General features: G+C 40.0%; 19 protein-coding genes and 1 pseudogene. 13 read left to right on the top strand and 7 right to left on the bottom strand.

Features of this window, described 5'->3' with window-relative positions; translation table 11 throughout:
* Positions 1-60 precede the first annotated feature (60 nt).
* Together KK487_RS04815 and smrA are read left to right on the top strand one after the other, a co-directional pair.
* On the top strand, positions 61-306 hold the full coding sequence (locus KK487_RS04815) for a hypothetical protein (RefSeq protein WP_013464466.1): 246 nt from the start codon (positions 61-63) through the stop codon (positions 304-306).
* A gap of 396 nt (positions 307-702) precedes the next feature.
* Entirely contained in the window at positions 703-1,284 is a 582-nt protein-coding gene (smrA, locus tag KK487_RS04810; protein WP_036956844.1) for a DNA endonuclease SmrA, read from the top strand.
* A 257-nt stretch (positions 1,285-1,541) separates the two neighbouring features.
* Here smrA and KK487_RS04805 read toward each other — a convergent pair whose 3' ends face one another.
* Positions 1,542-2,462: a 2-hydroxyacid dehydrogenase gene (locus KK487_RS04805; protein WP_036956842.1), complete on the bottom strand. Its 921-nt coding sequence runs from the start codon at positions 2,460-2,462 to the stop codon at positions 1,542-1,544.
* Between the two features lie 160 nt (positions 2,463-2,622).
* Here KK487_RS04805 and olsF point away from each other — a divergent pair, with 160 nt between their 5' ends.
* Positions 2,623-4,353 (top strand): bifunctional ornithine lipid synthase OlsF, encoded by a 1,731-nt coding sequence (gene olsF, locus KK487_RS04800; protein WP_024602838.1) that lies wholly within the window; start codon positions 2,623-2,625, stop codon positions 4,351-4,353.
* An 80-nt stretch (positions 4,354-4,433) separates the two neighbouring features.
* Here the strand turns inward: olsF and dapE are convergent, their stop codons facing one another.
* Positions 4,434-5,642 carry a succinyl-diaminopimelate desuccinylase gene (gene dapE, locus KK487_RS04795; RefSeq protein WP_036956841.1) on the bottom strand — a complete coding sequence of 403 codons (1,209 nt, stop codon included), beginning with the start codon at positions 5,640-5,642 and terminating at the stop codon, positions 4,434-4,436.
* A 71-nt stretch (positions 5,643-5,713) separates the two neighbouring features.
* Positions 5,714-7,132 carry an MATE family efflux transporter gene (locus KK487_RS04790; RefSeq protein WP_036956840.1) on the bottom strand — a complete coding sequence of 473 codons (1,419 nt, stop codon included), beginning with the start codon at positions 7,130-7,132 and terminating at the stop codon, positions 5,714-5,716.
* 273 nt (positions 7,133-7,405) lie between these two features.
* On the opposite strand from KK487_RS04790, the gene KK487_RS04785 reads away from it, so the two are divergent.
* Positions 7,406-8,059 carry an OmpW/AlkL family protein gene (locus tag KK487_RS04785; protein ID WP_013464458.1) on the top strand — a complete coding sequence of 218 codons (654 nt, stop codon included), beginning with the start codon at positions 7,406-7,408 and terminating at the stop codon, positions 8,057-8,059.
* Between the two features lie 53 nt (positions 8,060-8,112).
* Here KK487_RS04785 and KK487_RS04780 read toward each other — a convergent pair whose 3' ends face one another.
* Entirely contained in the window at positions 8,113-8,649 is a 537-nt protein-coding gene (locus KK487_RS04780) for a thioesterase family protein (RefSeq protein ID WP_016899430.1), read from the bottom strand.
* A 112-nt stretch (positions 8,650-8,761) separates the two neighbouring features.
* A complete protein-coding gene (tyrR, locus tag KK487_RS04775) occupies positions 8,762-10,318 on the bottom strand; it encodes a transcriptional regulator TyrR (protein ID WP_013464456.1) in 1,557 nt (518 codons plus the stop codon).
* 743 nt (positions 10,319-11,061) lie between these two features.
* Between tyrR and KK487_RS04770 the strand changes: the two genes are divergently transcribed.
* The 5 genes from KK487_RS04770 (at position 11,062) to KK487_RS04750 (ending at position 17,437) form a co-directional block, all read left to right on the top strand.
* A complete protein-coding gene (locus KK487_RS04770; protein WP_036956839.1) occupies positions 11,062-12,561 on the top strand; it encodes a peptide MFS transporter in 1,500 nt (499 codons plus the stop codon).
* Positions 12,562-13,101: 540 nt separating this feature from the next.
* Positions 13,102-14,148 carry a 4-hydroxyphenylpyruvate dioxygenase gene (hppD, locus tag KK487_RS04765; RefSeq protein ID WP_016899429.1) on the top strand — a complete coding sequence of 349 codons (1,047 nt, stop codon included), beginning with the start codon at positions 13,102-13,104 and terminating at the stop codon, positions 14,146-14,148.
* A 197-nt stretch (positions 14,149-14,345) separates the two neighbouring features.
* Positions 14,346-15,659 carry a fumarylacetoacetase gene (gene fahA, locus KK487_RS04760; RefSeq protein ID WP_128583238.1) on the top strand — a complete coding sequence of 438 codons (1,314 nt, stop codon included), beginning with the start codon at positions 14,346-14,348 and terminating at the stop codon, positions 15,657-15,659.
* Positions 15,660-15,801: 142 nt separating this feature from the next.
* Positions 15,802-16,965 carry a M23 family metallopeptidase gene (locus KK487_RS04755; RefSeq protein ID WP_016899427.1) on the top strand — a complete coding sequence of 388 codons (1,164 nt, stop codon included), beginning with the start codon at positions 15,802-15,804 and terminating at the stop codon, positions 16,963-16,965.
* Positions 16,955-17,437, top strand: a complete 483-nt coding sequence (locus tag KK487_RS04750; protein ID WP_013464451.1) for a bactofilin family protein — start codon at positions 16,955-16,957, stop codon at positions 17,435-17,437. Before KK487_RS04755 ends, KK487_RS04750 begins: the two co-directional genes overlap by 11 nt.
* 77 nt (positions 17,438-17,514) lie before the next feature.
* Here KK487_RS04750 and KK487_RS04745 read toward each other — a convergent pair whose 3' ends face one another.
* The gene (locus KK487_RS04745) at positions 17,515-17,988 is read right to left on the bottom strand and encodes a hotdog fold domain-containing protein (RefSeq protein WP_016899426.1); all 474 of its coding nucleotides are present in this window, start codon (positions 17,986-17,988) and stop codon (positions 17,515-17,517) included.
* 184 nt (positions 17,989-18,172) lie between these two features.
* Between KK487_RS04745 and KK487_RS04740 the strand changes: the two genes are divergently transcribed.
* The 4 genes and pseudogenes from KK487_RS04740 to KK487_RS04725 all read left to right on the top strand — a co-directional run bounded on the left by KK487_RS04740 (position 18,173) and on the right by KK487_RS04725 (position 22,672).
* Complete coding sequence (locus KK487_RS04740) at positions 18,173-19,348, top strand: multidrug effflux MFS transporter (protein WP_128583239.1); 1,176 nt, start codon at positions 18,173-18,175, stop codon at positions 19,346-19,348.
* A 224-nt stretch (positions 19,349-19,572) separates the two neighbouring features.
* Positions 19,573-21,414 (top strand): annotated as a pseudogene (locus KK487_RS04735) (S8 family serine peptidase).
* A 145-nt stretch (positions 21,415-21,559) separates the two neighbouring features.
* Complete coding sequence (locus tag KK487_RS04730) at positions 21,560-22,192, top strand: LysE family translocator (protein ID WP_024602846.1); 633 nt, start codon at positions 21,560-21,562, stop codon at positions 22,190-22,192.
* Positions 22,193-22,207: 15 nt separating this feature from the next.
* A complete protein-coding gene (locus KK487_RS04725; RefSeq protein ID WP_013464445.1) occupies positions 22,208-22,672 on the top strand; it encodes a methylglyoxal synthase in 465 nt (154 codons plus the stop codon).
* A gap of 4 nt (positions 22,673-22,676) precedes the next feature.
* Here the strand turns inward: KK487_RS04725 and yegD are convergent, their stop codons facing one another.
* The gene (gene yegD / locus KK487_RS04720) at positions 22,677-24,041 is read right to left on the bottom strand and encodes a molecular chaperone (RefSeq protein WP_128583240.1); all 1,365 of its coding nucleotides are present in this window, start codon (positions 24,039-24,041) and stop codon (positions 22,677-22,679) included.
* Positions 24,042-24,085: the final 44 nt, after the last annotated feature.

Here is a 24,085-nt window from a genome sequence, read left to right as displayed (position 1 = left end):
TGTGCAAAAGATCAACATAATGGCGCTCCTTTTTTCAACAACTGAACTATTGAAACGACCATGCTAAACGAGCTAGATTGGCTTTTAAATACATTACTACTTGCACTAGGTTTAGGTGCATTCTTTATCAACCAACTGACACTGCTTCGCGTTGCTGCGATTAGTGCGTGTGGTTTGTTATTCCTATCATTTAGCTTAGATCTTATGTCGTCGAGTATTATTTCAAATATGAGTTTAGTGTTGATCAACACATTTTACTTGTTCAAAGTTTATACGTTTGGGCAATTTAGCGTATCTCAGCATTAATTACTTCCCCTTAGAATATTTTATAGCCCAGTTTTTCTGGGCTTTTTTATATCTCACTGTTAAAAATCTTGGGTCTGGGTTTGAACTAAGCTAAAATTTATCTCGTAATAGGGTCTGTTGACCTTTCAAGGTTAAATTTTCAGCAGTCTGTTTGGTATTTAGGCAAGGCAGAGCCTATGTGGTGTGGTTATTCCCCATAGATAAGTGATAACGCAGCATCAATGCCAAACAGGCGCTGCCCTTTGGGTTCTACCTAAGGGCGATTTACTCTTTGTTGCTCGGTTTTTACTTAGCCCACTAGGTTACAAACCTCGCGCCGCGATTAAACCGCCCCTAGTTTGAACAAATTTTAATCCGCAAAGGTCAACAGACCCTTGCCTAATTTGAGATAAGCCCATGCCATTGTCAGATTTCGATTTATTCTTATCTTCTATGGAAGATGTTACCCCCATAACGCATGACACTGTGACCTTACCACCTAAAAGCCATAAAGCGGTCATCGCCCAGCAAGAAAAAAATAAAGCAGCACAATCAGATTTAGTCTCTGAACAGTTCAATCCGTTGGATGAACCACTTGAATTACTCGATCCACTTGCCATATTAAGCTTTAAAAAAGAGGGCGTACAAAGCGCGGTTTTTAAAAATGTAAGATTAGCGAAATATCAGCTTGATGCGACGCTTGATTTACATGGGCAACTTTTAAAAAATGCACACGCATCATTATTAGCCTTTGTTCAAGACTGCCATCAGCGAAATATAAGAATGGTACTCGTTCGCCATGGCATAGGTATTAAAAATAAAACCAAGCCAGGGATATTAAAAAGTTACGTAAATCAGTGGTTACAAACAATTCCATGCGTTTTAGCGTTTCATACTGCACTTAGGCAGCATGGAGGAAGTGGTGCGACGTATGTTTTATTGAAGAAAAGTGATGATAAAAAGCATCAAAACAGAGAAATACACAGCAAGCGTAGCTAAATCTTGCTGTGAAAATAAGGGTCAGATCAGCAGCGCTGCCGCATTGGCTTGATTAAACCAGGCTGATATTCCTAATATAATGATAGATACAACCACGATGCTAATTTTTGCGCCCCCTTGATTGGGTTTCATAATTCATCCTATTTTTTTATTATTGTTAGAACTGTTTTTAACAATAATAAAAATTACAAATGTTAACAAGCTGTTTCTATTAAAAATTAAACAAATCTTAATCCTTGAAGGCCAACAACTGCTAATTAATAACCTTGCTGCTTATCAATGCAATTTATTAATGGCTGTTTCGCTTTTAAACGCAAAATGTTTTCTGCTATTTGTTCAATAACACTATCCAGATCTGACAACGCAGCACAGTGCGGTGTTAAAGTAATACCTGGATGCAACCAATAAGGGTGTTCGCTTGGCAGTGGTTCACAGGCAAACACATCAAGCGTTGCTGCGCGTATACGTGTATTGTTAAGTGCATCAAGTAAATCAGCTTCTACTATATGCCCACCTCTGGCCACATTAATCACCACAGCATGTTCAGGCAGTTGCTCAAGTAACTGTTTATTAATAATGCCTTGGGTACTGCTGGTAAGCGGTAATAAACATACTAAATAATCGGTTTGCGCAAGCATCTGTGTTAAGCCGTCATCACCATGATAGAGTGTCGCAATGTTTGATGTTTTAGGGCTTCGGCTCCAAGCATTTACGTTAAAACCGTTATTAACCAGCCTATGTGCACATGCTTGACCTAGTTCGCCAAACCCTAAAATGCTTACTTGATTATGTTTATGCGCTCTTTTAGGTTTCCATATACTTTGCTGTTGCTTTATTGCATATTCTTTTAATCGCAACTTTTGTGCTAATACATGGGTAAGTACGTATTCAGCCATATCGTTGGCTAACTGTTTATCAACAATACGCACGACCTCTACATCCGCAGGTAATAAACTTAAATCAATGCTATCAACGCCAGCGCCAAACGATGACACAGCCTTTAAATTTGGTAACGAGGGCCACAGTGATGCAGGCGCATTCCACGCTAAAACGAACTCTACACTCTCTAAATTTTGGCAATCATCAAGTTCTTCAATTCGAATACTAGGCAATCGTGATTTCATTTTTGCTATTAATTTTGTGTTGTCTCGACCTGTTATAGCCACCAAAACTGACATGATGATTCCTTAAAAAGTAACCCTAAATAATAGTACTGGTATGGTTCAATTCAATAGTATGTAAACGGTTTTAAAAAGTCACACAACTGACCGCGTATTGTCATATCCGCACTCTAAGCTAAACATATTGGCTTTGGCCTAGTATAAAAAAGAGGTGCGTATGATCAGTGTAGATAAAGTAATTGCGACTAACTTACCACAGTTAACTAACTCATTTAAAATAAAAAAACTGGTAAAAAAGAGCCTTAGCTACTTATTACATGAACAAGAGTTTACAAACTTTGCAACAACTTATCCCCATCTTCAAGGAATAGAATTTGTCGAGCAAGTACTTGATGAACTTGATTTTGACACTCGCTATAAAGCTAAGCAAATAGAAAATATTCCCAGTGAAGGGAAAATTGTCATTATTGCTAATCATCCAATTGGATCCTTAGATGCGCTTGCATTAATTAATGTGTTATCGACGGTGCGTGCCGATTTAAAAGTCGTGGCTAACCGAATGCTAATGACCGTTGATGCAATGCATTCATTATTACTACCCGTTGATAATTTGTCGGGGCAAAGTAAAAAACAAGAGCTTAGTAATATCCACCAGCATTTAAAAAATGAAGGAGCATTACTTATTTTCCCTGCGGGTGAAGTTTCTCGACTTCGACCAACAGGGATCAAAGACTGTAAATGGAACAGCGGGTTTTTACGTATCGCTAAAAAAGCCAATAGCCCAATTTTACCCATACATATAAAAGCCAGAAACAGCCCGCTTTTTTACGGTGCCTCTATGCTATATAAACCGCTTGCCAGTTTATTACTAGTCAAAGAAATGTTTAAACAGCGCCAAAAATCGCTCGAATTTGAAATAGGCGCCTCCATTGCTCCTGAATCTTATTTAATACCCGATTTAAAAGACAAGGAAGTGGTCGAGCTTATACGAAAACAGCTGTACCGTTTAACCACTAAAAAAACACTGCCACTAAAAACTCATGCCCCTATTGCCTCACCAGAGTGTAAAAAAGAATTAAAAAAAGCCATCGAAAGCTGTGAACATTTAGGTAAAACCAGTGATGGCATGGTTATTTATTTATACCAATACCAAGGCAGCTCACCGTTATTTCGTGAACTTGGCCGCTTACGGGAAATTGCCTTTCGTGCAGTAGGTGAAGGCAGTGGCAATCGCCGTGATATAGACAAATACGACATGCATTATCAACACTTAGTCTTATGGGATGCACAATCACTCGAACTAGTTGGCGCTTACAGATTAGCCTGCGCGCAGGATGTGATTGAACAGCACTCTCAACGTGGGCTTTATACCGATAGCTTATTTAATTATACCCAAGAGATGACGCCATACTTCAAGCAAGGCATAGAATTAGGCCGTAGTTTTGTACAACCCAAATACTGGGGAAGAAAAAGCCTCGACTATTTATGGTATGGCATTGGTGCCTTTATTAACCGCTACCCTCAGTATCGTTACTTATTTGGTGCCGTGAGTGTGTCAAACGCACTGCCAGAGCAAGCAAAATCCTTACTGGTACATTATTATCAGCACTATTATGGCTCTGAAAAGTCACTCGCAACGCCTAACAATGCTTTTCGTCATACCCGTGAGCAGCAGATTCAATGCACTAATTTGTTTATGGGTAACAACATCAAAGAAGACTTTGTAGAACTTAAACACATACTGGCTAATATGGGCACCCATGTACCCACACTATTTAAACAATACACCGAGCTATGTGAGCCAAATGGGGTAACGTTTTTAAGTTTTAGTATTGATCCGCAATTTAATAATTGTATTGATGGATTGGTATTGGTCGACCTTGAGAAAGTAAAACCGAGTAAAGCAAAACGCTATTTGGGAGCGCAAGACACTGCCTCAATAAACTAAGCTTTGCCGTTAAAATATTAACTTAAGCGCCTAAGCTTGGGCGCTTAAAGTTAAATACTTAAACTTAGGCAATTTCATATTTATCTAATCTCCTGATTATTAGATTGGCTAAATATATGTACTAATAGTTGGGTGTATATTTTCTCTATTTGTAACAAGTCGCTAATGGGTACATGTTCATTAACTTGATGAATGGTCTGGTTTAAAACCCCGCACTCTATCACTTGCGTGTTTTTACTTGCAAAAAATCGCCCATCTGAAGTCCCGCCGCTGGTACTAAGTACTGGATAGCTTCCGGTCACGTTAAATATTGCCTGCTCTAGCTGGGCGAGTAAGCATCGCTCTGCCCTATGGCTTGTATAATAAGGTTCACATGGTCGCTCCCATTGCACCGTTAAATATTCGTTTAAATCATTCAGTGCAGTAAGTACCAGCTGTTTCACATCTGTACTTTTATACCCATGGCTGTAGCGAATATTAAACGTAATATCACATTGAGCAGGCACTAAATTATCAAGCACGTTATCAATATTAATACCGGTAACTTGCAAGCTTGTTTTTGAGCTTGGCTCATCTAAAAGCCAATCAATTTGGATTAATCTATTCACTACTTCAGCGCTGATATGCGCAGCATTGATGGTATTTTCAGGATAGGCCACGTGTCCTGCTTTTCCTTGAATAGTTAAACGCGCTGACAGCGCGCCACGTCGGCCATTTTTTATGGTGTCGCCCACTTGCAAATGACTTGTTGGCTCACCAACAATACAGCCATCAAGCACAACACCTTGTTGTGCTAGGCGTTTCGCAATCAACACTGAGCCATGCTCTGCTTCACCTTCTTCATCAGAGGTGATCAACCAATACAAGGAGCCCTGCTTTTGCTGCGCACTATGTATTAGCGACTGCGTTGCACTGAGCATGGCTGCAATGCCCCCTTTCATATCAGCGGCACCACGCCCATAAATCGCATCATTAATTATTTTTCCGTCAAACGGATCAGCTAACCAGCCACCTTGCGCAGCAGGGACCACATCAATATGACCAGAAAATGCCACCACAGGGCCTGCTCCAAAAGATATTTTAGCAATTAAATTAGTGACATTATGGGCACTAAACTGCTCAATGCTAAAACCTAAATCAGTTAGCTGATGTGCCAGCCACTCAATACCACCTGCGGAATTAGGCGTAATTGACTTAAATCGGATCAGCGTTTGTAAGTGACTGAGCGTTTTTAACTGTGGAATAGTTAAGTACGGCGCGGGTACTTTTTTGTTGATAGCTTTTGTCATAATAAACACACCTCGTTTTAGCAGTGTATTTATTACAACGACTTTTTATGACCGCATTATGAAAATACAGGCTAACGTGTGCCCTCTTCTATTAATGTTTCTCGTGTCACCTGCACAATGTGTTTATCTTCTTTGGTTAATCTGGTTTTTTTCCATGCGCCACGCATAAACCAAGCGAACGCTATCAGTGCGATGGTTATGTTCGTAATTGCAAACGAATACCATATTCCCTGATCGCCAAGCAAAGTGTGATTAGAAAGAATATAAGCGGCAGGAAACTGCACCACGCATTGTGATAATAACGCGATAATCATGGCATTAAGCATATTCCCAGAGGCACGAAAAGCAGCAACAATACAAAGCTGAACACCAATTCCCCCCCAGCTTAAACACATCACTTGAACAAACTGCGCGCCTTTATTTATTACACTGTTATCTTCGGGAATAAAAAATGCCACCAGCGTATCAGCATACAAGTAAGCAATGCCCCCAACAAAAGAAAGGCCTATTAATCCCCACATACTGGCAAGCTTCGTTATTTGCTCAGCCCGTTTAATATTGCCGGCGCCCATATTTTGCCCCACCAAGGTTGATACCGCCATTGATAAACCCATGGCAGGGATCATCACCATTTGCAAAATATTAGAGCCCACGCCATAAGCCGCAATGGTAACGGTTCCAAAGCTTGCCACTAAAAATGACATGATAATCAAGCCAAAAGCACGTGTTGATAATTCAATAGAGCCAGGCGCTCCTAAGAAAAAAGCCCGTTTCATATATTGCCAATCGGGATAAAAACTTTTTAGCTGTAATTGAATCCCATGGCGACCGCGTAAAAATATAATAATGCCCGCCAGCGCCGCTAAACTTTGTGTAACCAAAGTCGCCAGAGCAGCGCCCATAACGCCAAGCCCTTCAAAGCGGCCGTAACCAAAAATAAATAGCGGGTCGAGAATAAAATTAAGTATCACTGTGGTGCTAACTATGATTAAAGGTACTTTAGTTTGCCCAATGCCCCGCATTAGCGATTGGAACATGGCGTAAATAAACACAAAAATAACGCCAATAAAGGACACATGCATAAACTTAAGCGCATCACTGTAGACCGCCTGCTCAACGCCTAGCAGTTTTAAAAAGTATGGGGAAAGTACATAACCAAGTAGCCCTAACACTAAGGCGGTAAATGCAACCATTAACACCGTTTGCGCTGCAACATGGTTCACTTTATCTTGCTGACCTGCGCCCATGTATTGCGCCGATAAAATAGCACCGGCCATTGCAAGCCCAGAGCCTATAGCAATGACTAAAAAAGTGATCGGGGTACTAATAGACACTGCAGCGACTTGGGTTGCTCCTAATCGCCCAACCCAAAATGCATCCGTAAGCTGATAAGCCGACTGCAATATATTAATGAGGATAATAGGAATACCTAATTTTAACAGCGCTTTAGCAATGGAGCCTTGAAGAAATAGTTGACCAGAGGGATTCATGAGGTCGCTTACTTTTATTAAACCGTGAACATAGCCTTAGTTTAACAAAACTAGCTGATTATATTATGAATACTTCGTTTGCGGCTTGTATTTAAGTGATCAGTCAATAATTTTTAAGCACTAATTAAGTAAAAGTTTAATCTAAATCAATAAATAGAGGCTCTTTACTCATCCGCTTTTGAAACTTTGATCTAGAACAGGTTTTTATTTTTAACCTCGAGCAATAATAGCCTCAATCAACAAATAGTCACACAGTAGTTCACGGAGAACAACATGAAAACTAAACTAAGCATTGCAATACTTACTTCTTTACTGGCTCTTTCTCCTGCAGCACACGCTAACTTTAGTGTTAATGTTGGCGCAATTAATGTTAATCCAGATAACGATGGTTCAAAAATTAACGAAGCACCTACTCTAGGCTTAAAAGGCGACTCAGATACTCAGTTAGGTATTACTGTAGATTACGCATTTAACGACCAATGGGTATTAGAGCTTATTGCAGCAACGCCGTTTTCTCATGATGTAGAAGGTACTGGTGGTTTAGCTGGTAATAAAATTGCTGATATTAAACATTTACCACCATCACTGGTCGCACAGTACCACTTTTTAGATAGCAGCTATGCACTTCGTCCGTTTGTAGGTGTGGGAATTAACTATACGACCTTCTTTGACGAACAGCCTTCTGCAGCACTTAAAGCAACGTTAGGAACTAACGATGTAGAAGTAAAACTAGATGATTCATTTGGTTTTGTTGCTCAAGTAGGTGCTAACTACAAGATTGATGAAAAATGGGGCCTACACGCTATGGTATCTATCATGGATATTGATACTGATGCGACTGTTTATGCTAATGGCGCAAAAGCATTAACATCAACCGTGTCACTTGACCCTGTTGTTGCCATGTTTGGTCTTAAATACTCGTTTTAATAACGTTTATGTGTGTGTTAAAAAGGCCGTTAGGCCTTTTTTTTTGCCTGTGTTTAGCGAGGTAAGTTATTTACTTTTTTTTGCTCAAGCATTTCTTTCCAGTGAATTATTTCAGCCGGTAAAATGGGTGCAACCCCGTCAAAGCCTGCAACCTCGAGCATATGCTCAACACTGACCACCCCTTTCTTACTTTTAAACACGCCGCGCACATAAGCAATGGCATGTAAGCCCCGCTCAGAATGAAACTTTTGTTCAATGTAAAAGTATTTATGATCCCAGCCAACCAAACGCGTACTAATGGTAAAACGTTGCATTGGCTTAATATCGCGGATGTAGGTAATAGCTGTCGCATTAACAATAGGAAACCAACGACGTTTCATTATTTGCTTAAGCAAACCAACCCGTTCAGTCATCCAGGTACGCGATAAATCCATCATCGCTAAATAGCGTGAATTGGTTAAATGCAAATTAATATCGCAGTCACTTGGTAATGCTTTGTAGTCTATATCAACCGTATCTAACAACGATTGATAGTCACGATTACGTTTAATTTTAAAAAATAACAGCAGTAGTCTAAAATATAAGTTCACAGTAGAGGTCTTACCAGTTGAGTTTTTATCAGTGTATCATAGCGATTGACACCTTTGGTTGTTTTTAAACCAAGGAATCAATCACTAAATGAGGATATTTGGGTATCTATCTTTAAACTTTAACCGTTTTGCGGTTAATGCCGTAATCACGCAATTTATTAGCCACTGCAGTATGACTTAGTCCCAAGCGTTTAGCTAACTGACGAGAGCTAGGATAGGCAGGATAAAGCTTACGCAGTAAGGTGGCTTCAAAACGCTTAACCGCTTGATCAAGCGAGCCCTCAAAATCAGACTCTAAATAGCCTAAATCATGGGTAAACGTAGGTAACTGTAAATGTTCAACGCGCAGTTCACTGTCTTCTAACAACGATACCGCACGGTAAATCGCGTTTTCTAATTGGCGTACATTGCCAGGCCATGGGTAATCTTGTAAAAACGTTAAACATTCTTCAGATAACTCGGGGACTGTATGACCATTTTGCTGCGCATATTTTTGAATAAAGTGTTCAGCAAGTGGCCCAACATCCGCTTTACGATCTCTAAGCGGCGCAATTTCCAGTGTTAATACATTAATTCGGTAGTATAAATCTTCTCTAAATACGCCCTCTTGAACCATTGCAGGTAAATCTTTTTGCGTGGCAGCAATAATACGCACGTTCACTTTAACTTCGTTTTCGTCGCCAACTTTTCTAAATGTACCGTCTTGTAAAAAACGTAGCAATTTAGTTTGTAGCTGCGTCGACATTTCACCTACTTCATCTAAAAATACTGTTCCACCATCTGCTTGTTCGAGTACACCACGTTTAGGTGCTGCATTTTCTTCATACCCGGCATAACCGAATAGTTCGGACTCAGCAACATCATCTGGTAACGAGGCACACGATAAAGCAATAAATGGTTTTACTGAGCGGTTAGATGCATAGTGACAAGCTCGTGCTAGCAACTCTTTACCCGTCCCCGTTTCACCAGTAATAAGAATGGGAGCTTCAAGTTGCGCCATTTTTCTCGCTTCGCGAACCACACGGCGCATCGCCGTGCTAAAGTTATGAATAGTCGCAAAGCTTTCTTGGCCATAACGCCTAAAAGCACTCACTTGCTGACCTAAACGGCTTTGCGATTTTATATTAATTACCGCGCCCGCTAACACATCGCCTTCGCTGCCTTGAGGAACCGCAATAGGCAGAATATCAGCAATAAAATCTTCACCAGCTACTTCAACACGCGTGGTTTGCCCCAGTACTTCTTTGCCCTCTAACCAACGGGTAAAGTTAAAGCCTTTGAGCAAATTATTAATATTAGCACCGGTGACTTCTTTTTCTGTTAATTGTAAGTCTTTGCAGGCTGCGTCGTTACACAGGCGCACCCACCCTTTAGCATCAATAGATATAACGCCATCAGGAAGTGCTCTTAATAAGGTGTTAAGTTCGTTGTGCTCACGTTCAGACGGTAAAAACGCGGTTGTGCGTACATCATGTACACCATCGATTAAGCGAATAGACGGCATGATTTTTTGAAATTGTTCAAATTCAATCTCAGGAAAGCTCACATACATACGACAATTTACTGAGTCGACTTCAATCCCCTTTAAGTCAACATTGTAGCTAACTAAAATATTAAGAATCTCTTGAGCAATACCAACTCGGTCTGCACAGTGAATATCTAAACGCATACACCCTCAGGTAAGGAAAAACTAGTTGGCGTGAATAATACGCTAACTCTGTTTACGAGCATAGTTTATTGTAAAGAAATTTGGACGAAAAAATGTTTTTTTACTAACTAGAGGGCTTTTTCAAGCACTTAACGCATTCAAGCTTGGCTGTTCACTAAAAGTCGGGGTTATTGCAACTCAATTTAGTCAAGCTGGCCTTGTATAAATTATATGCTGCAATGAGCGAATCATTACTGTCCATACGCCAATATTCGCTCATGTTTAATCTAAGTGGTGATTATTAAATTAAAGTAGTAAAGGTTAACTATTATTAAAAATTTAGTAGCTGTAACTACCCGTAAAACAAAGCTTTTATTTATTTTTCAAGCTGTATTTAAACAGTGTTAAAGATAACGTTGGTATGACAATGTTACCTATGATGTTAAAGATATTTTTTGATAAGTTTAGGTGTTTACTGCAGCAAATAGGGGTTCACACACTGGTATTTAACAATTACATAACCGATGTATGATAGCGCGCTCAACGCTTCCCCTCGCACAAAGGTCTATGTATACTTAGGCGCAATTGTAACTAGGATAAGGGTGTGACGCTTACCTAAACGTATAGCTGCGTTTAGCAAACCATTACCTTAGCTGCATAAAAAACACTGATGATCGAGCATTTATTATACTTTTTATAAGTAAAAATTTAGCTAAATAAAAAACCACAAGGTCATCAAAACAATAATGAATTAGGAAGTAAATATGAGTTCAAATTCTGATAGTGGCTGGTTTGGTCACCCTAAAGGACTTTCAACCCTGTTTTTCACAGAAATGTGGGAACGAATGAGTTACTACGGTATGCGAGCGATGCTCGTATTATTTATGACAGCAAGTTTACAACAAGAAGGCCTAGGATTTACCGTTGCTTCTGCTGCTGCAATTTATGGCTTATACACAGGTTCAGTATACTTTTTAGGTTTACCTGGTGGTTGGTTAGCAGATAGATTGTTTGGTGGCCAAAAAGCAGTATGGTATGGCGGTATTATTATCATGTGTGGCCATATTATCTTAGCCGTGCCACATGAATATTCATTTTTCATTGGTTTGATCTTTGTTGCAACAGGTACTGGTTTACTTAAACCTAATATCAGTGCCATGGTTGGTCAGCTTTATACTGACGAAGATGAGCGCCGTGATGGTGGTTTCGCTATTTACTACATGGGTATTAACTTAGGTTCTTTAATTGGTTACTACGTGTGTGGTTACTTTATGGAAAACGTAGGTTGGCACTGGGCATTTGGTGCCGCGGCTGTTGGTATGGGTATTGGTTTAATTCAATACAAGCGCACACTTAAAAACTTACCAGATCACAGCGCATTACCTGCTAACCCATTAAGCCCTAAAGGTACTTCGCGCGCATGGGGCGGTATTGCTGCATTTATTATCGCGACCGCCGGTGTTACCGCTGCTGCGATGACAGGTGCTATTGTCATTAACCCATCGATTGTTGCAGGGTACACCGCAGTTATATTTACTGTTATCTTTTTCGTTTACTTTGGCCTTATATACTTCAAAGGCAAACTAACCGATGCTGAAAAACAAAGAATGTGGGCGCTATTTTTAGTCTGTGTCGCTTCAGCCTGTTTTTGGTCTGGCTTTGAACAAGCCGGTTCTTCATTAAATCTGTTTGCTCGTGACTATACAGACCGTCTGGTTGGCACATTTGAAATTCCAACGACTTGGTTCCAATCTCTAAATTCATTGTTCATTATTGCGCTATCGCCATTCTTTGCCGCTTTTTGGATTAATTTATCTAAAAAAATGGTCTCGCCTACTTACAGCGTAAAATGTGCGTTGGGCCTCGTTATTATGGCTTCAGGCTTTTTAGTAATGTTTATGGCAGCACACTATGCCGCTGAAGGCTTAAAAGTAGCACCTTATTGGCTTGTTACTACGTATTTCTTACACACAGTGGGTGAGCTTTGTTTAAGCCCAGTTGCATTGAGCGCTGTAAGTAAATTATCGCCTCGCCGCTTTACTGGTCAAATGATGGGGGTATTTGTACTTACATACTCTATCGGTAACGTTATTTCAGGATTACTTGCTGGTAACTTTGATCCTAACAATGTTGAAGAAATCCCGAACCTTTACCTACAAATTGCCTTATTTAGTATCGGTGTAGGTATCATCTTAGTACTGATGAGTTTTAAAGCTAAAATATGGGAAAAACAAGGTTTAGAACAAACCGCACCAACACAATAATTTAGATTTATCACACGCATAATTATGAGCTTTGATAAATGATATCAAATACCTCCTGTAGTTAACTGCAGGGGGTATTTTTATGGCCGCTTGATTAAACCCCACAATTTTTACATTCAGCCGTTTATTATTTATACCTCATCACTGTGCATAAACGAGTTTATAGCAGCAAACCATCAATACTCTTTGATTTTATATATATCGCAGCTAACCAAACTCATTAAAAGTGTAAATAATAAAATACAAAAACCGCACTTTTTTAAGCGCAAAGAAACTAAAAACACATATAAATAAATTAAATTAAACTATTAACAATCAATAATTTAACAAGAAAACCTGCACTTTCATCTCGCTACCTAATTTTTACTTTCACCTGCTCGTATGTAAATAAACAACATACTTTGATAACCGTCTCGTAAAATTTACACACGCGCTATTTACTAAATAACAACACCCTCTTCCCCAAAACACCAATCTGGTTAATCATGCAGGCAATACGATAACTAATAATCGCAGTGCTTAATTGCGGGAGTAATTATAATGAGTGAAGTAAATAACCCTTTAGGTTTGGTTGGTATTGAATTTACCGAGTACGCAACACCCGATGCCGATTACATGGATAAAGTGTTTACCGATTTTGGTTTTTCAAAGTTAAAAAAATTCAAAGGTAAAGACATTGTTTATTACAACCAAAACGATATTCATTTTTTACTAAATAATGAACGCGATGGTTTTTCAGCTGAATTTGCTAAAAATCATGGCCCAGCAATTTGTTCTATGGGTTGGCGCGTAGAGAACGCTCAAGCGGCGTTTGAAGCTGCGGTTGAACGTGGCGCTAAGCCAGCTACTGATGCAGCAAATAAAGACTTACCGTACCCTGCTATTTACGGCATTGGCGACAGCTTAATATACTTTATTGAACAGTTTGGCGATAAAGGCTCTATCTACGCAAACGACTTTGAAGATTTAGCTGAGCAAAACGTCGTTAATGATAAAGGGTTCTTACGTATCGACCACTTAACTAACAACGTTTATAAAGGCACAATGGAAACATGGGCTAACTTTTATAAAGACGTGTTTGGTTTTACCGAAGTGCGCTACTTTGATATTAAAGGCCAAAAAACAGCCTTACTCTCTTATGCATTAAAATCACCTTGTGGCACTTTCTCTATTCCAATCAATGAAGGTAAAGGTAACGACAATAACCAAATTGATGAATACCTAGGCGAATACAATGGCCCAGGTGTACAGCATTTAGCCTTTTTAACTGACGACTTAGTGAGCTCACTTGATAAGTTAGATAAATCAACTATCGCCACTTTAGATATTATCCCTGAGTACTACGATACTATTTTTGACCGTGTACCATGGGTTAAAGAAGACAAAGAAAAGATTCGTGAGCATCAAATCCTGGTTGATAGCCAAAGCGAAGATTGCTACTTATTGCAAATTTTCTCTAAAAACTTATTTGGCCCTATCTTCATTGAGATGATTCAACGTGTTGACGATGGTGGCTTTGGTGAAGGTAACTTCCAAGCGCTGTTCGAATCAATCGAGCGAGATCAAGAACGCCGCGGCGTTTTATAATTAAAATTATGACTCTAAAAAGCAGCGTATTTCGCTGCTTTTTGTCGTTTAATCGTAACTAAGAGAGCTTATCTCTCTTTGCGTGTTTAAATCGCGCTTTTCATCACCATATAACTAGTAGATATTTAAAACTTGCTGGTGCTATGTTCTTATTTAATAAATTGATATGTGCGACCAACTAAACCAAAGGAAATGTAATGAGTTTAATTAACGAAACCCATGATATAAATTTAACTAGCTGGGTTGCATCAGCAAATGATGCACAATGTGACTTCCCTATCCAAAATCTACCTTTTGCCGAAGTACGTCGCAAAAATAGCAACGAAGCTTTCCGTGGCGCGGTTGCCATTGGCGATCAGGTTATTGATTTAGCAAAAGTAAATGAACTCGCTATTTTTAGTGGCGATGCTCAAGTCGCCATTGCTGCAGCAAGTAATCCTACACTAAATGAGTTTATGGGTCTGGGTGAGCAATATTGGTCAGCACTACGTTTAGCATTATCGAAAGCATTACGTGAAGGTTCTGAGCATAAAGAACAACTTACACACGCACTTATTGCGCAAAGCGAGATTGAATTTGCTCTGCCGTGTCGCATTGGCGATTACACCGACTTTTACACCTCGATTTATCATGCTACGGCCGTAGGTAGTTTATTCCGCCCTGATAACCCACTGCTACCGAATTACAAGTGGGTACCGATTGGTTATCACGGTCGTTCGTCATCTATTGGCGTATCTGGTCAGCAGTTCCATCGCCCTAAAGGACAAACTAAAGCGCCAGACGCAGAAGTACCTTCATTTGGTCCGTGTAAGCGTCTTGATTACGAGCTTGAACTGGGTATTTACTTGGGTAAGGGTAATGAGCTAGGTGATGCTATTGCCATTGAAAATGCTGAAAAACATGTGTTTGGCTTTTGTGTTTTCAACGATTGGTCAGCACGTGATTTACAAGCATGGGAATACCAACCGCTTGGTCCATTTTTAGCAAAAAACTTTGCATCAACCGTGTCACCATGGATTGTAACTACCGAAGCACTTGCACCATTTAGAACAAGCTGGACGCGTGATGAAAATGATCCGCAACCATTGGAATATTTAGAATCAACGGCTAACCGTGATCAAGGCGCATTTGATATTCAAATGGATGTTAAAATTCAAACGCAAAAAATGCGTGATGAAGGCTACAATCCAACACAAGTATCTAAATCTAGCTTTAAGCATTCTTACTGGACTGTGGCACAAATGGTGACTCACCATACGGTAAACGGTTGTAACTTTATGCCAGGTGACATGCTGGGCTCTGGAACGCAATCAGGCCCAACTCATGAAGAAGCTGGTTCATTACTTGAGCTTTCTCGTGGTGGTAAAGAAAAAATCACCTTAAGCAACGGCGAACAGCGTAGCTTCTTGGAAGACGGCGACAACGTGATAATGCGTGGCTGGTGTGAAAAAGAAGGTTTTGCACGTATTGGCTTCGGCTGCGTGGAGAGTACGGTACTGCCAGCAAAATAATTGCAAAATCAATAAACTAATAAAAAAGGGTGGCCGAATAAGCCGCCCTTTTTTATTAATTAAGCCATAGTTACAATTTTTTTCTGGCTTTTTTAGTTGAAATTGCTATCTTGAATCCGTTAATAGCCAGTAAATATGTGACATGTCTGTATTCATAAAATCTTTTTTTCATAAAAACTTCCCAGCTCGCCAGCTGCTTATTCGCCAAAATGGCGAAGTAAAGCATGTGGTTTTGGCGCCATGGTTACAAGTTTCTGTACTCGCTATTATTATCACCGCTATTGTGTGGATGAGTGTCTCTAGTATTCGTGTGTATATGCAAACACACCAAATATCTCATATCGAACAAACTCAACTTGATAAGCAAGCGCAGTGGCAACAAAAAGTAAAGCAGCAGCAGCAACGCTATGCATTACAACAAGAACAGTTAGCTGAACTAGAACAAAAACAAGCTTTATTACAAGGTATGATTGAATCATTGCCTGCTTCTATTAGCAAAGACGCCATTAAATTAGAGGGTGAGCTTGACTCCTCCCCTATAAATGAGAGTGAGAGCGAATTCCATGAGCCGCTCGAAGATGACAAGTCACAAAACAAACATGCCCATAATAGCGCCACCAGTTTTGAGCAGCGCTATACTTTACTAAATGAACAATACGATACTAATTTTACCTTATTAGCTGCGCAAATTAATCAACGCCACGACGCTATTTTAGAGATATTGCAAGACACAGGTCTTGAAAATGCACTTGCACAGCACCTCGCCTTAGCGGCACAAACAACGGCGCAAGGTGGCCCGCTGGACATACTTGATGAAAGTAAAATACCCAATACATTTTTAGCAATTGCCGATAAGTTGCTTGTTTTAAATCAGCTAGAAAACTTTTTAACCGCCTTGCCGAACACATTACCCTTACCTGCCGCAAAATATTATATTTCGAGCAACTTTGGGCTTCGAAAAGATCCCATGAATAAAAGACGCGCATTTCATAAAGGCGTTGATTTAGCTGGCTGGCATAAAACAGAAATTTTTGCCCCTGCCGATGCAACGGTACGCCGAGCTGGCCGCAATGGTGGTTATGGTAACTTTATTGAATTAGAACATAAAAATGGCGTTGTAACGCGCTTTGGTCACTTAAACAAAGTTAATGTTAAAAAAGGCCAAGTTGTTGCAAAGCACGATGTCATTGGTTTAATGGGCAGTACCGGAAGAAGTACAAGTACTCATTTACACTATGAAGTATTAATAGACGACAAGCATGTCAATCCACTAAAAATAACAAAGGCGCTTTCTCGTGTTTGGTAAAAATAAACAAGCAAAAACGGACTCATCAATCAAGCGAGTGAGTCATACTCCCTCAATTATTTCTAACGATGTGCGTATTACGGGCTCTTTAGTTAGCCAAGGTGAAGTGCAACTCGATGGACGTATTGACGGTGATATTAAAGCTGAGCATTTAGTTATCGGCTCCTCCGGTGTTGTTGAAGGCGTTGTTGAGGCGAGCAGCGTTGTTGTTAAAGGTAAAATCATAGGCTCTTTAAATGCAAGCGAAGTGAAGATCGAAAATAATGCCCATGTCCTTGGCGATATTTTTCATGACACACTAAGCATAGAAGCCGGTGCGATTATTGAAGGTAGTTTAAAGCAGCGCTTTGAAAAAGAAGTCATTGAGCATGCTAAAGATAAACCAAAACCGGTTAACGATGTAAAAGCCATTGTTGATAATGAAGACAGTGGCCTTTCGTTTGTAAACAAGTCGTCTACTGCAAAAAGTTAAACCTGAACAAAAAATGGTTTAGTCAATAAACTAAACCATTGTTTTTAATGCTTTATATAAAAAATATAATTTAGCAATTACTTCTTCTTTGTGATGTACATGGTTATATCTGCAGTAAACACCAACTCATTTCGGGTATTGTAAAGCTTTACCGGCACCACTAAATCTTCTTTATCAATCCATTGATGAGGTAACTCAATTTCAGCAATCGCGGTAACGTCTGTGTCTACTTTAGCTAAATATTGTACTGTCATACCTTTAGGTATCCAACGGTGTGTTTTATACGGTACCGTCGCATCCACCATTACTCCTGCACACAGCTCAGCCAAATTACATTGAGCAATCGCATGAATTGTTCCAATGTGATTATGTACACGGCGTGTGTTTTTAACCACAGCACTACAGTGCCCTGCTTTTAAATCTAAAATAGTGGGTTTCATAGAGCCAAAATAAGGTGCCTTGAAACACACTGCTTTACTGAAAAGCCAGTTACCGCATGGCCACTTTTTAAATTTATGCCATGTTTTTATTAATGCAGACTCATTACTCATTATTATTTTTCCATTGTCTTTGCTTAAAAAGCAAATTAACACATCGGATCAGTTTAAAGAAGTGTGATACTTAAACAAAAATAATCATAATAAGGTTAAAAGTAGGTAACTTGGCTGATACATCGGCCATAAGCCCTTTCTTTTTCATCAGTCGCCACTTAAAATACCGACAAAAGGAGACCTGATGCATACACAGCCCGCTAAACCCAATTTTACTTTATTACTTATATTAGCGTTACTCGTCATTTTTTGTCCGATGGGCATTGATATTTACCTGCCTGCCTTTCCCACTATCGCAGAGCAATTCTCAGTGAGCGAAAAGCAAGTACAGCAAACGGTGGCTATTTTTATGCTTACTGTTGGTTTGGGGCAATTAATTGCAGGTCCACTCGCTGATCGTTTTGGCAGAAAGCCCGTCGCCTTAACTGGGGTCGCTTTGTATGGTCTGGCGGCATTGGGGGCATATTATGCTCCTAGCTTTTTAGTACTGATGTTTGCTCGTGCTATTCAAGGGTTAGGCGCGTGCGCCACCTTTGTTGTCGCTTTTGCAATAGTAAGAGATAAGTTTGGTAGTGAACGCAGTGGCCAAATAATTACCTATCTAAACGGTATAGTTTGCTTTATTCCAGCATTAGCGCCCATTTTAGGTGCTTGGCTAACCGTACAGTTTGGTTGGCAAATGAACTTTCTATTTTTAACCGGTTTTGCATTACTGGGGTTTATTGTCACTTTGTTCTTGTTTAGGGAAACACGACCAGCAGACAGTTATTACCAGGGGCATATTTTAGATTTAAGGCGCTTTTTCCCCATCATTTCAACTCCATTATTTTTATTTAATAGCTTGTTATGTATGGTCACTATGTCAGCCATATTGGTGTTTGTAACACTGGCTCCCGGTTGGCTCATTACTGAATTAGGTGGCAGCGTAGCCGACTTTACCTTTTGGTTCTCGCTCAATGCGGTGCTTAGTATTCTTGCTAGTTTTATTATGCCTATTTACATTAAACGCCAACCTAAAAGAGCTTTAAAAATAGGCCTTTTAGTGCTAGTGAGTGCCGGCTTACTTATGTTGTTATTAAGCCAATATAAAACGCCATTGGCATTAATGATCCCTATGTTCATTGCAGCATTTGGTTTTGCCTTGACGCTTGGGTCTGCCGCTGGGCGTGCTTTGAGTTTATTTCCTAAACAAGCAGGCACCGCCTCTGCTCTTTTGGGAGCAATGCAAATGAGTGGAGCAAGCTTATTGGTTTTTATTACTCAATACTTAAACTTATCAACCCCAGAGCTTATTGGTACGCACTTTCTATTATTAATTCCATTTTGTTATTTACTGTTTCGTTATGCTAAATATGCTTAGCCACTAACGCATTTTCAATACTTCTCTCATTTTGGCTAATTCAGGTGCTACTTGATTAGCCGCCCCTAATCCAAACAAAGTATATATTTTTTGTTTTAAAATGATTAATTTTTAGTTAAATAATTTATTTTTGTAGATAAAACACATTATTTTTTGCTTTTTATTATTTTAATGTCGTTTTAAGTTAACAGAAGGTTAACCAATTAATTCTAGGATATTATAATATGAAAAAGAATAAACTCGCCTTAGCATTAGTTCTTACTGGTATTTTTGCAGCCGGAACTGCCCATGCTGCAAACGATCGCTTCATCATTCAAGTTGATAATAATAAAAAGGTGTTGTTAAAGCGCTTACTAAAAAACTAGGTGGTGAGATTAAAGTAGATGGTAATGGATTTATTGCCGCAAAATTTACTGGTCAAGATTTAAGTAGCTTAAAAAGCCTACTCAACAACCCACATATTAAACTCATTGAAGAAGATCATAAGCGTGTACCTATGTCATTATTTAACAATGATGTAGGCGATGCAATGCAGCAGCAAATTACGCCTTATGCCGTTTATCAATCACAGGTTGATCAAGTAACTTTTGATGCCAATGCAGGCATGAAAGTCTGTGTTATCGATTCCGGCTTAGATAGCTCAAACCCTGACTTTATTTGGGGCAACATCACCGGTGACAACGACAGTGGCACCGGTAATTGGTTTGATAATGGCGGCCCACATGGTACTCACGTAGCCGGTACAATTGGTGCTGCAGATAATAACCTTGGTGTTGTGGGTATGGCACTGGGTGTGGCAATGCACATTATTAAAGTATTTAACGAATCAGGCTGGGGTTACTCATCTGACTTGGCTCAAGCAGCAGATTTATGTTCTCAAGCAGGTGCGAACATTATTAGTATGAGCTTAGGGGGCGGCGGCTCAAACAGTACAGAATCAAATGCGTTTGCTAACTTTACTAATGCAGGCGGCCTTGTTGTTGCTGCCGCGGGTAATGATGGTAATAACGTACGTTCTTATCCTGCAGGCTACCCGTCAGTTATGATGGTTGGTGCTAATGATGCCAATAATCAAATTGCTGATTTTTCACAATTCCCAAGTTGTTCATCAGGTCGTGGTAAACGTGCAACAAACGATGAAACCATTTGTGTAGAAGTAACAGCCGGTGGTGTTGATACGCTATCAACCTCCCCTGCAGGTATGGCTACAGCAGCGAGTATGTCAGCCGATGGCACAGCATATAATTCATCAGCAATGGAAAATGCAGGTCAAGTCACGGCGAGTGCCTACTTTATGGGGACCGGCGAAACAGTTGATCCAGCAGCGGCTGGTAAAGTATGTATGATTGACCGCGGCGTTGTTTCATTTTATGACAAAGTTGCTAACTGTGAAAACTCAGGCGGTTTAGGTGCGGTTATTATCAACAATGAAGCCGGCATGTTATACGCAACACTAGGTGATACCAACAATACTTCAATTCCTGCTGTAGGCGCTGCATTTGAAGATCGTAGCGCATTAGTTGCTAGTACAAACGTGACAATTAATATTGGCGCAACTGATTATGGCTTTATGACTGGAACGTCAATGGCAACGCCTGCAGTTTCAGGTATTGCTGCGCTAGTATGGTCTAACCATAGCGACTGTACAGGCACAGAAATTCGCGATGCGTTAAAAGCAACTGCGCAAGATCAAGGGGCTGCTGGTCGTGATGATTACTTTGGCTATGGTATTGTAAAAGCGGCAGACGCTGATGCTTACCTTACAGCAAACGGCTGTGCGGGTGGCTATACTGGTGGTGTTGATCCCGAGCCAGGCGTAGATGATATCTCTCTTAGCGCTTCAGGTTACAAATCAAAAGGCACTAAATTTGTTGATTTAAGTTGGAATGGCGCAGCAACAAGCCAAGTTGATATCTACCGCAATAGTAGCAAAGTCATTACCACTGCAAATAATAATGCCTACACCGACAGTATAAATACTAAAGGGGGGTGGTACGTATACATATCAAGTATGTGAAGCGCTGAGCACTACGTTGTGTTCAAATAATATCACCGTTAGTTTTTAATAAATTTAGCACTTCGTTATGTTTAAAAGTATAACGGCTAGTTTTATAACAACTTAGTATCCTCAATTTAGCGGGCAATATGCCCGCTTTTTATTTTTGTATTTGCTTGATAAAATCACTCATCACATCTTTCTAGTACTGTTTAATGATCAACCCTGACTTTTTGCTCTCATTTTTACTCGCCAGCTTTTTAATGGCCGTTGCGCCTGGGCCATCAAACGCGTTTTTAATGGCGCAAACATTTGCTAACGGGCGAAAAGCAGGTATGCAAAGTGCTTTTGGCTTTGCTTTAGGTGGCGTAGTACATACATTTTTTGCGGTTGTTGGTTTAAGTGCTATTTTAAAAGCCTCTGAAACAGCCTATGCCAGCGTACAATATGCAGGTGCAGCCTATTTATGTTACTTAGGTTTTATGATGCTTAAAGGCACGTTTATGCCACCATCTTGTGAGCAAAGCGATAAACCGCATGTTACAACCAATAAAAACAAAAATGTCATGTTTCAAGCCATGATGACAGAAGTGCTTAATCCTAAGGTGGCTTTGTTTTTTATTGCTTTTATCCCACAATTTGTTGACCCTAGCTTGTCATCTGCAACCTTTCAGCTGGCATTTTTTGGGCTACTTTATCCAATCTTTGCTTTTCCGATTGACTGCACGTATATTTATTTCGGCGATAAAATAGCTCAATTTTTTAGAAATCACCCAAATAGCCAGCTCTGGATTGATAGGTTCACAGGCATTGTATTTATTGCCTTGGCGATCAATTTATTACTCTAACTAATAAGAATCAGCATGGATCAAAAAATACAATCTCTACCTGCGCAAAAAAATATAGCCTTAGTAGCACATGACGGCAAAAAAGCCGCGCTTAAGTTATGGTGCGAAAAACATAAGGCCACTCTAAGTAAACACACTTTATATGGCACAGGGACTACTGGGCATTTAATTGAGAAAACAACAGGGCTTGATGTTATTCAATTATTAAGTGGCCCTATGGGCGGCGATCAACAACTCGGGGCGAAAATAGCGGAGCATGAAATACATGTATTAGTCTTTTTTTGGGACCCTTTAGCCTCGCAACCGCATGATCCTGATGTTAAAGCTCTTCTCCGTTTAGCTGCTGTGTGGAATATTCCTGTGGCGTGTAATGAAGTGAGTGCCGATATGCTACTTAGCTCACCATTAATGGATATAGAGCTTGAGCGAACATTGCCAGATTACGAAAAGTACCTCGCAACCCGACAAATATCTCTATAGTAGCTTACTTATAAAGCATGCTGGCCCATTTAGTAAGGCCAGCAGTTACACTACCAAAGTGATCACCGTTCACCATTTTTATGTTGCCTAAATGCTCACTCAACGCCGCTTTAATTAATGGAGACTGTGCACTTCCTCCCGTTAAGTAAATCACATCGGGAGTGGTATTCGCATCAGTAATTGCCTGTTTAGCCAAGGTAACAATCTGACTAATGCTATCGTCAACAGCAAGCGCTAAATCAGCGACTGAAATATCTTTGCTTAATGAGTTATCTAAAAAGGCTAAATCACAATTAAAACTATTTGCGGATGTTAATGCAATTTTAGCCGCTTCAGCTTGTTGAACTAATTGGTGACCTTGCTTATTTTGCTGTAAGTGAATAAGTCGTTTATAAAGTTCAGGAGCGCTGACATCGCGTAACTGCGCACTGAGTTCACGATAATGCTGGGCACTATAAAACTGGCTCTGTAAATTCACATCGTTAATTTTACAAGCTTGCCAAAATGCTTGATTAGGTAGTGGTAAACCTGACTTAAACGTACTGCCAAGCCCGAGTAACGGCATTAAACCATGGTAGCTCAAAGCAATATCTAAATCGTTTCCGCCTACTCGCTTTCCGCTATGCGCTAAAAAGTCTGCATCTCGTTGTTGCTTATTCCTAAAACTTGGCCCCATTTGTACAAATGAGCAGTCACTGGTACCACCGCCAATATCAATCACCAATACTTTTTGGTCTTGCGTTAAATCACTTTCATAATCAATCCCAGCCGCGAGTGGCTCATATAAAAACTCAACATCTTTAAAGCCCGCTCTGTTTGCTGCGCGTGTTAAAATACCCACGGCTTGTTGGTTTGACTGCTCACCACCGACCGCTTGAAAATTCACTGGGCGCCCAATAACAGTTTGGCTCAGCGTATACCCTAACGATAATTCAGCACGTTGTTTTATTTTTAAAATCATTGCTGTGGCAATATCTTCAAAAAAATTGATTTGCCCTTGCTTTAAGCCCGTTGCGCCAAAAAATGATTTAGGGGATTTTACAAAATAACCCTCTTCAGGAAATTGTACATATTCACTAATTGCCTCACGGCCAATAAATAGAGTGTCGTCGCCGGCTTGTAAGTCTAGGTCTGATTTAATTCGCGGGAGTGTATTAAGTAAGGGTTGGCGCGCGGTTTTATAGGCATGCTCATGCTCTGAGCCCTGCAAATGCTGCGCAACAAAATCAACGACTAAGGCGCTATGATGTGTGTATAAAGTTGATGGAAGATAATGTTTGCCTTGCTCTAAAGGGATGAGCTGAACACGCTCTTCGTTTAAAACACCCATAGCACAATTAGAACTACCATAATCAAAACCAACAAACATAGATCACCAAACATTACCAAAAAGGCCGCGCAATTTAGCATAAT

Source organism: Pseudoalteromonas sp. SiA1 (assembly GCF_018732205.1).
Taxonomy (GTDB): domain Bacteria; phylum Pseudomonadota; class Gammaproteobacteria; order Enterobacterales; family Alteromonadaceae; genus Pseudoalteromonas; species Pseudoalteromonas tetraodonis.
This window is presented reverse-complemented; position numbering and strand designations above follow the sequence as displayed.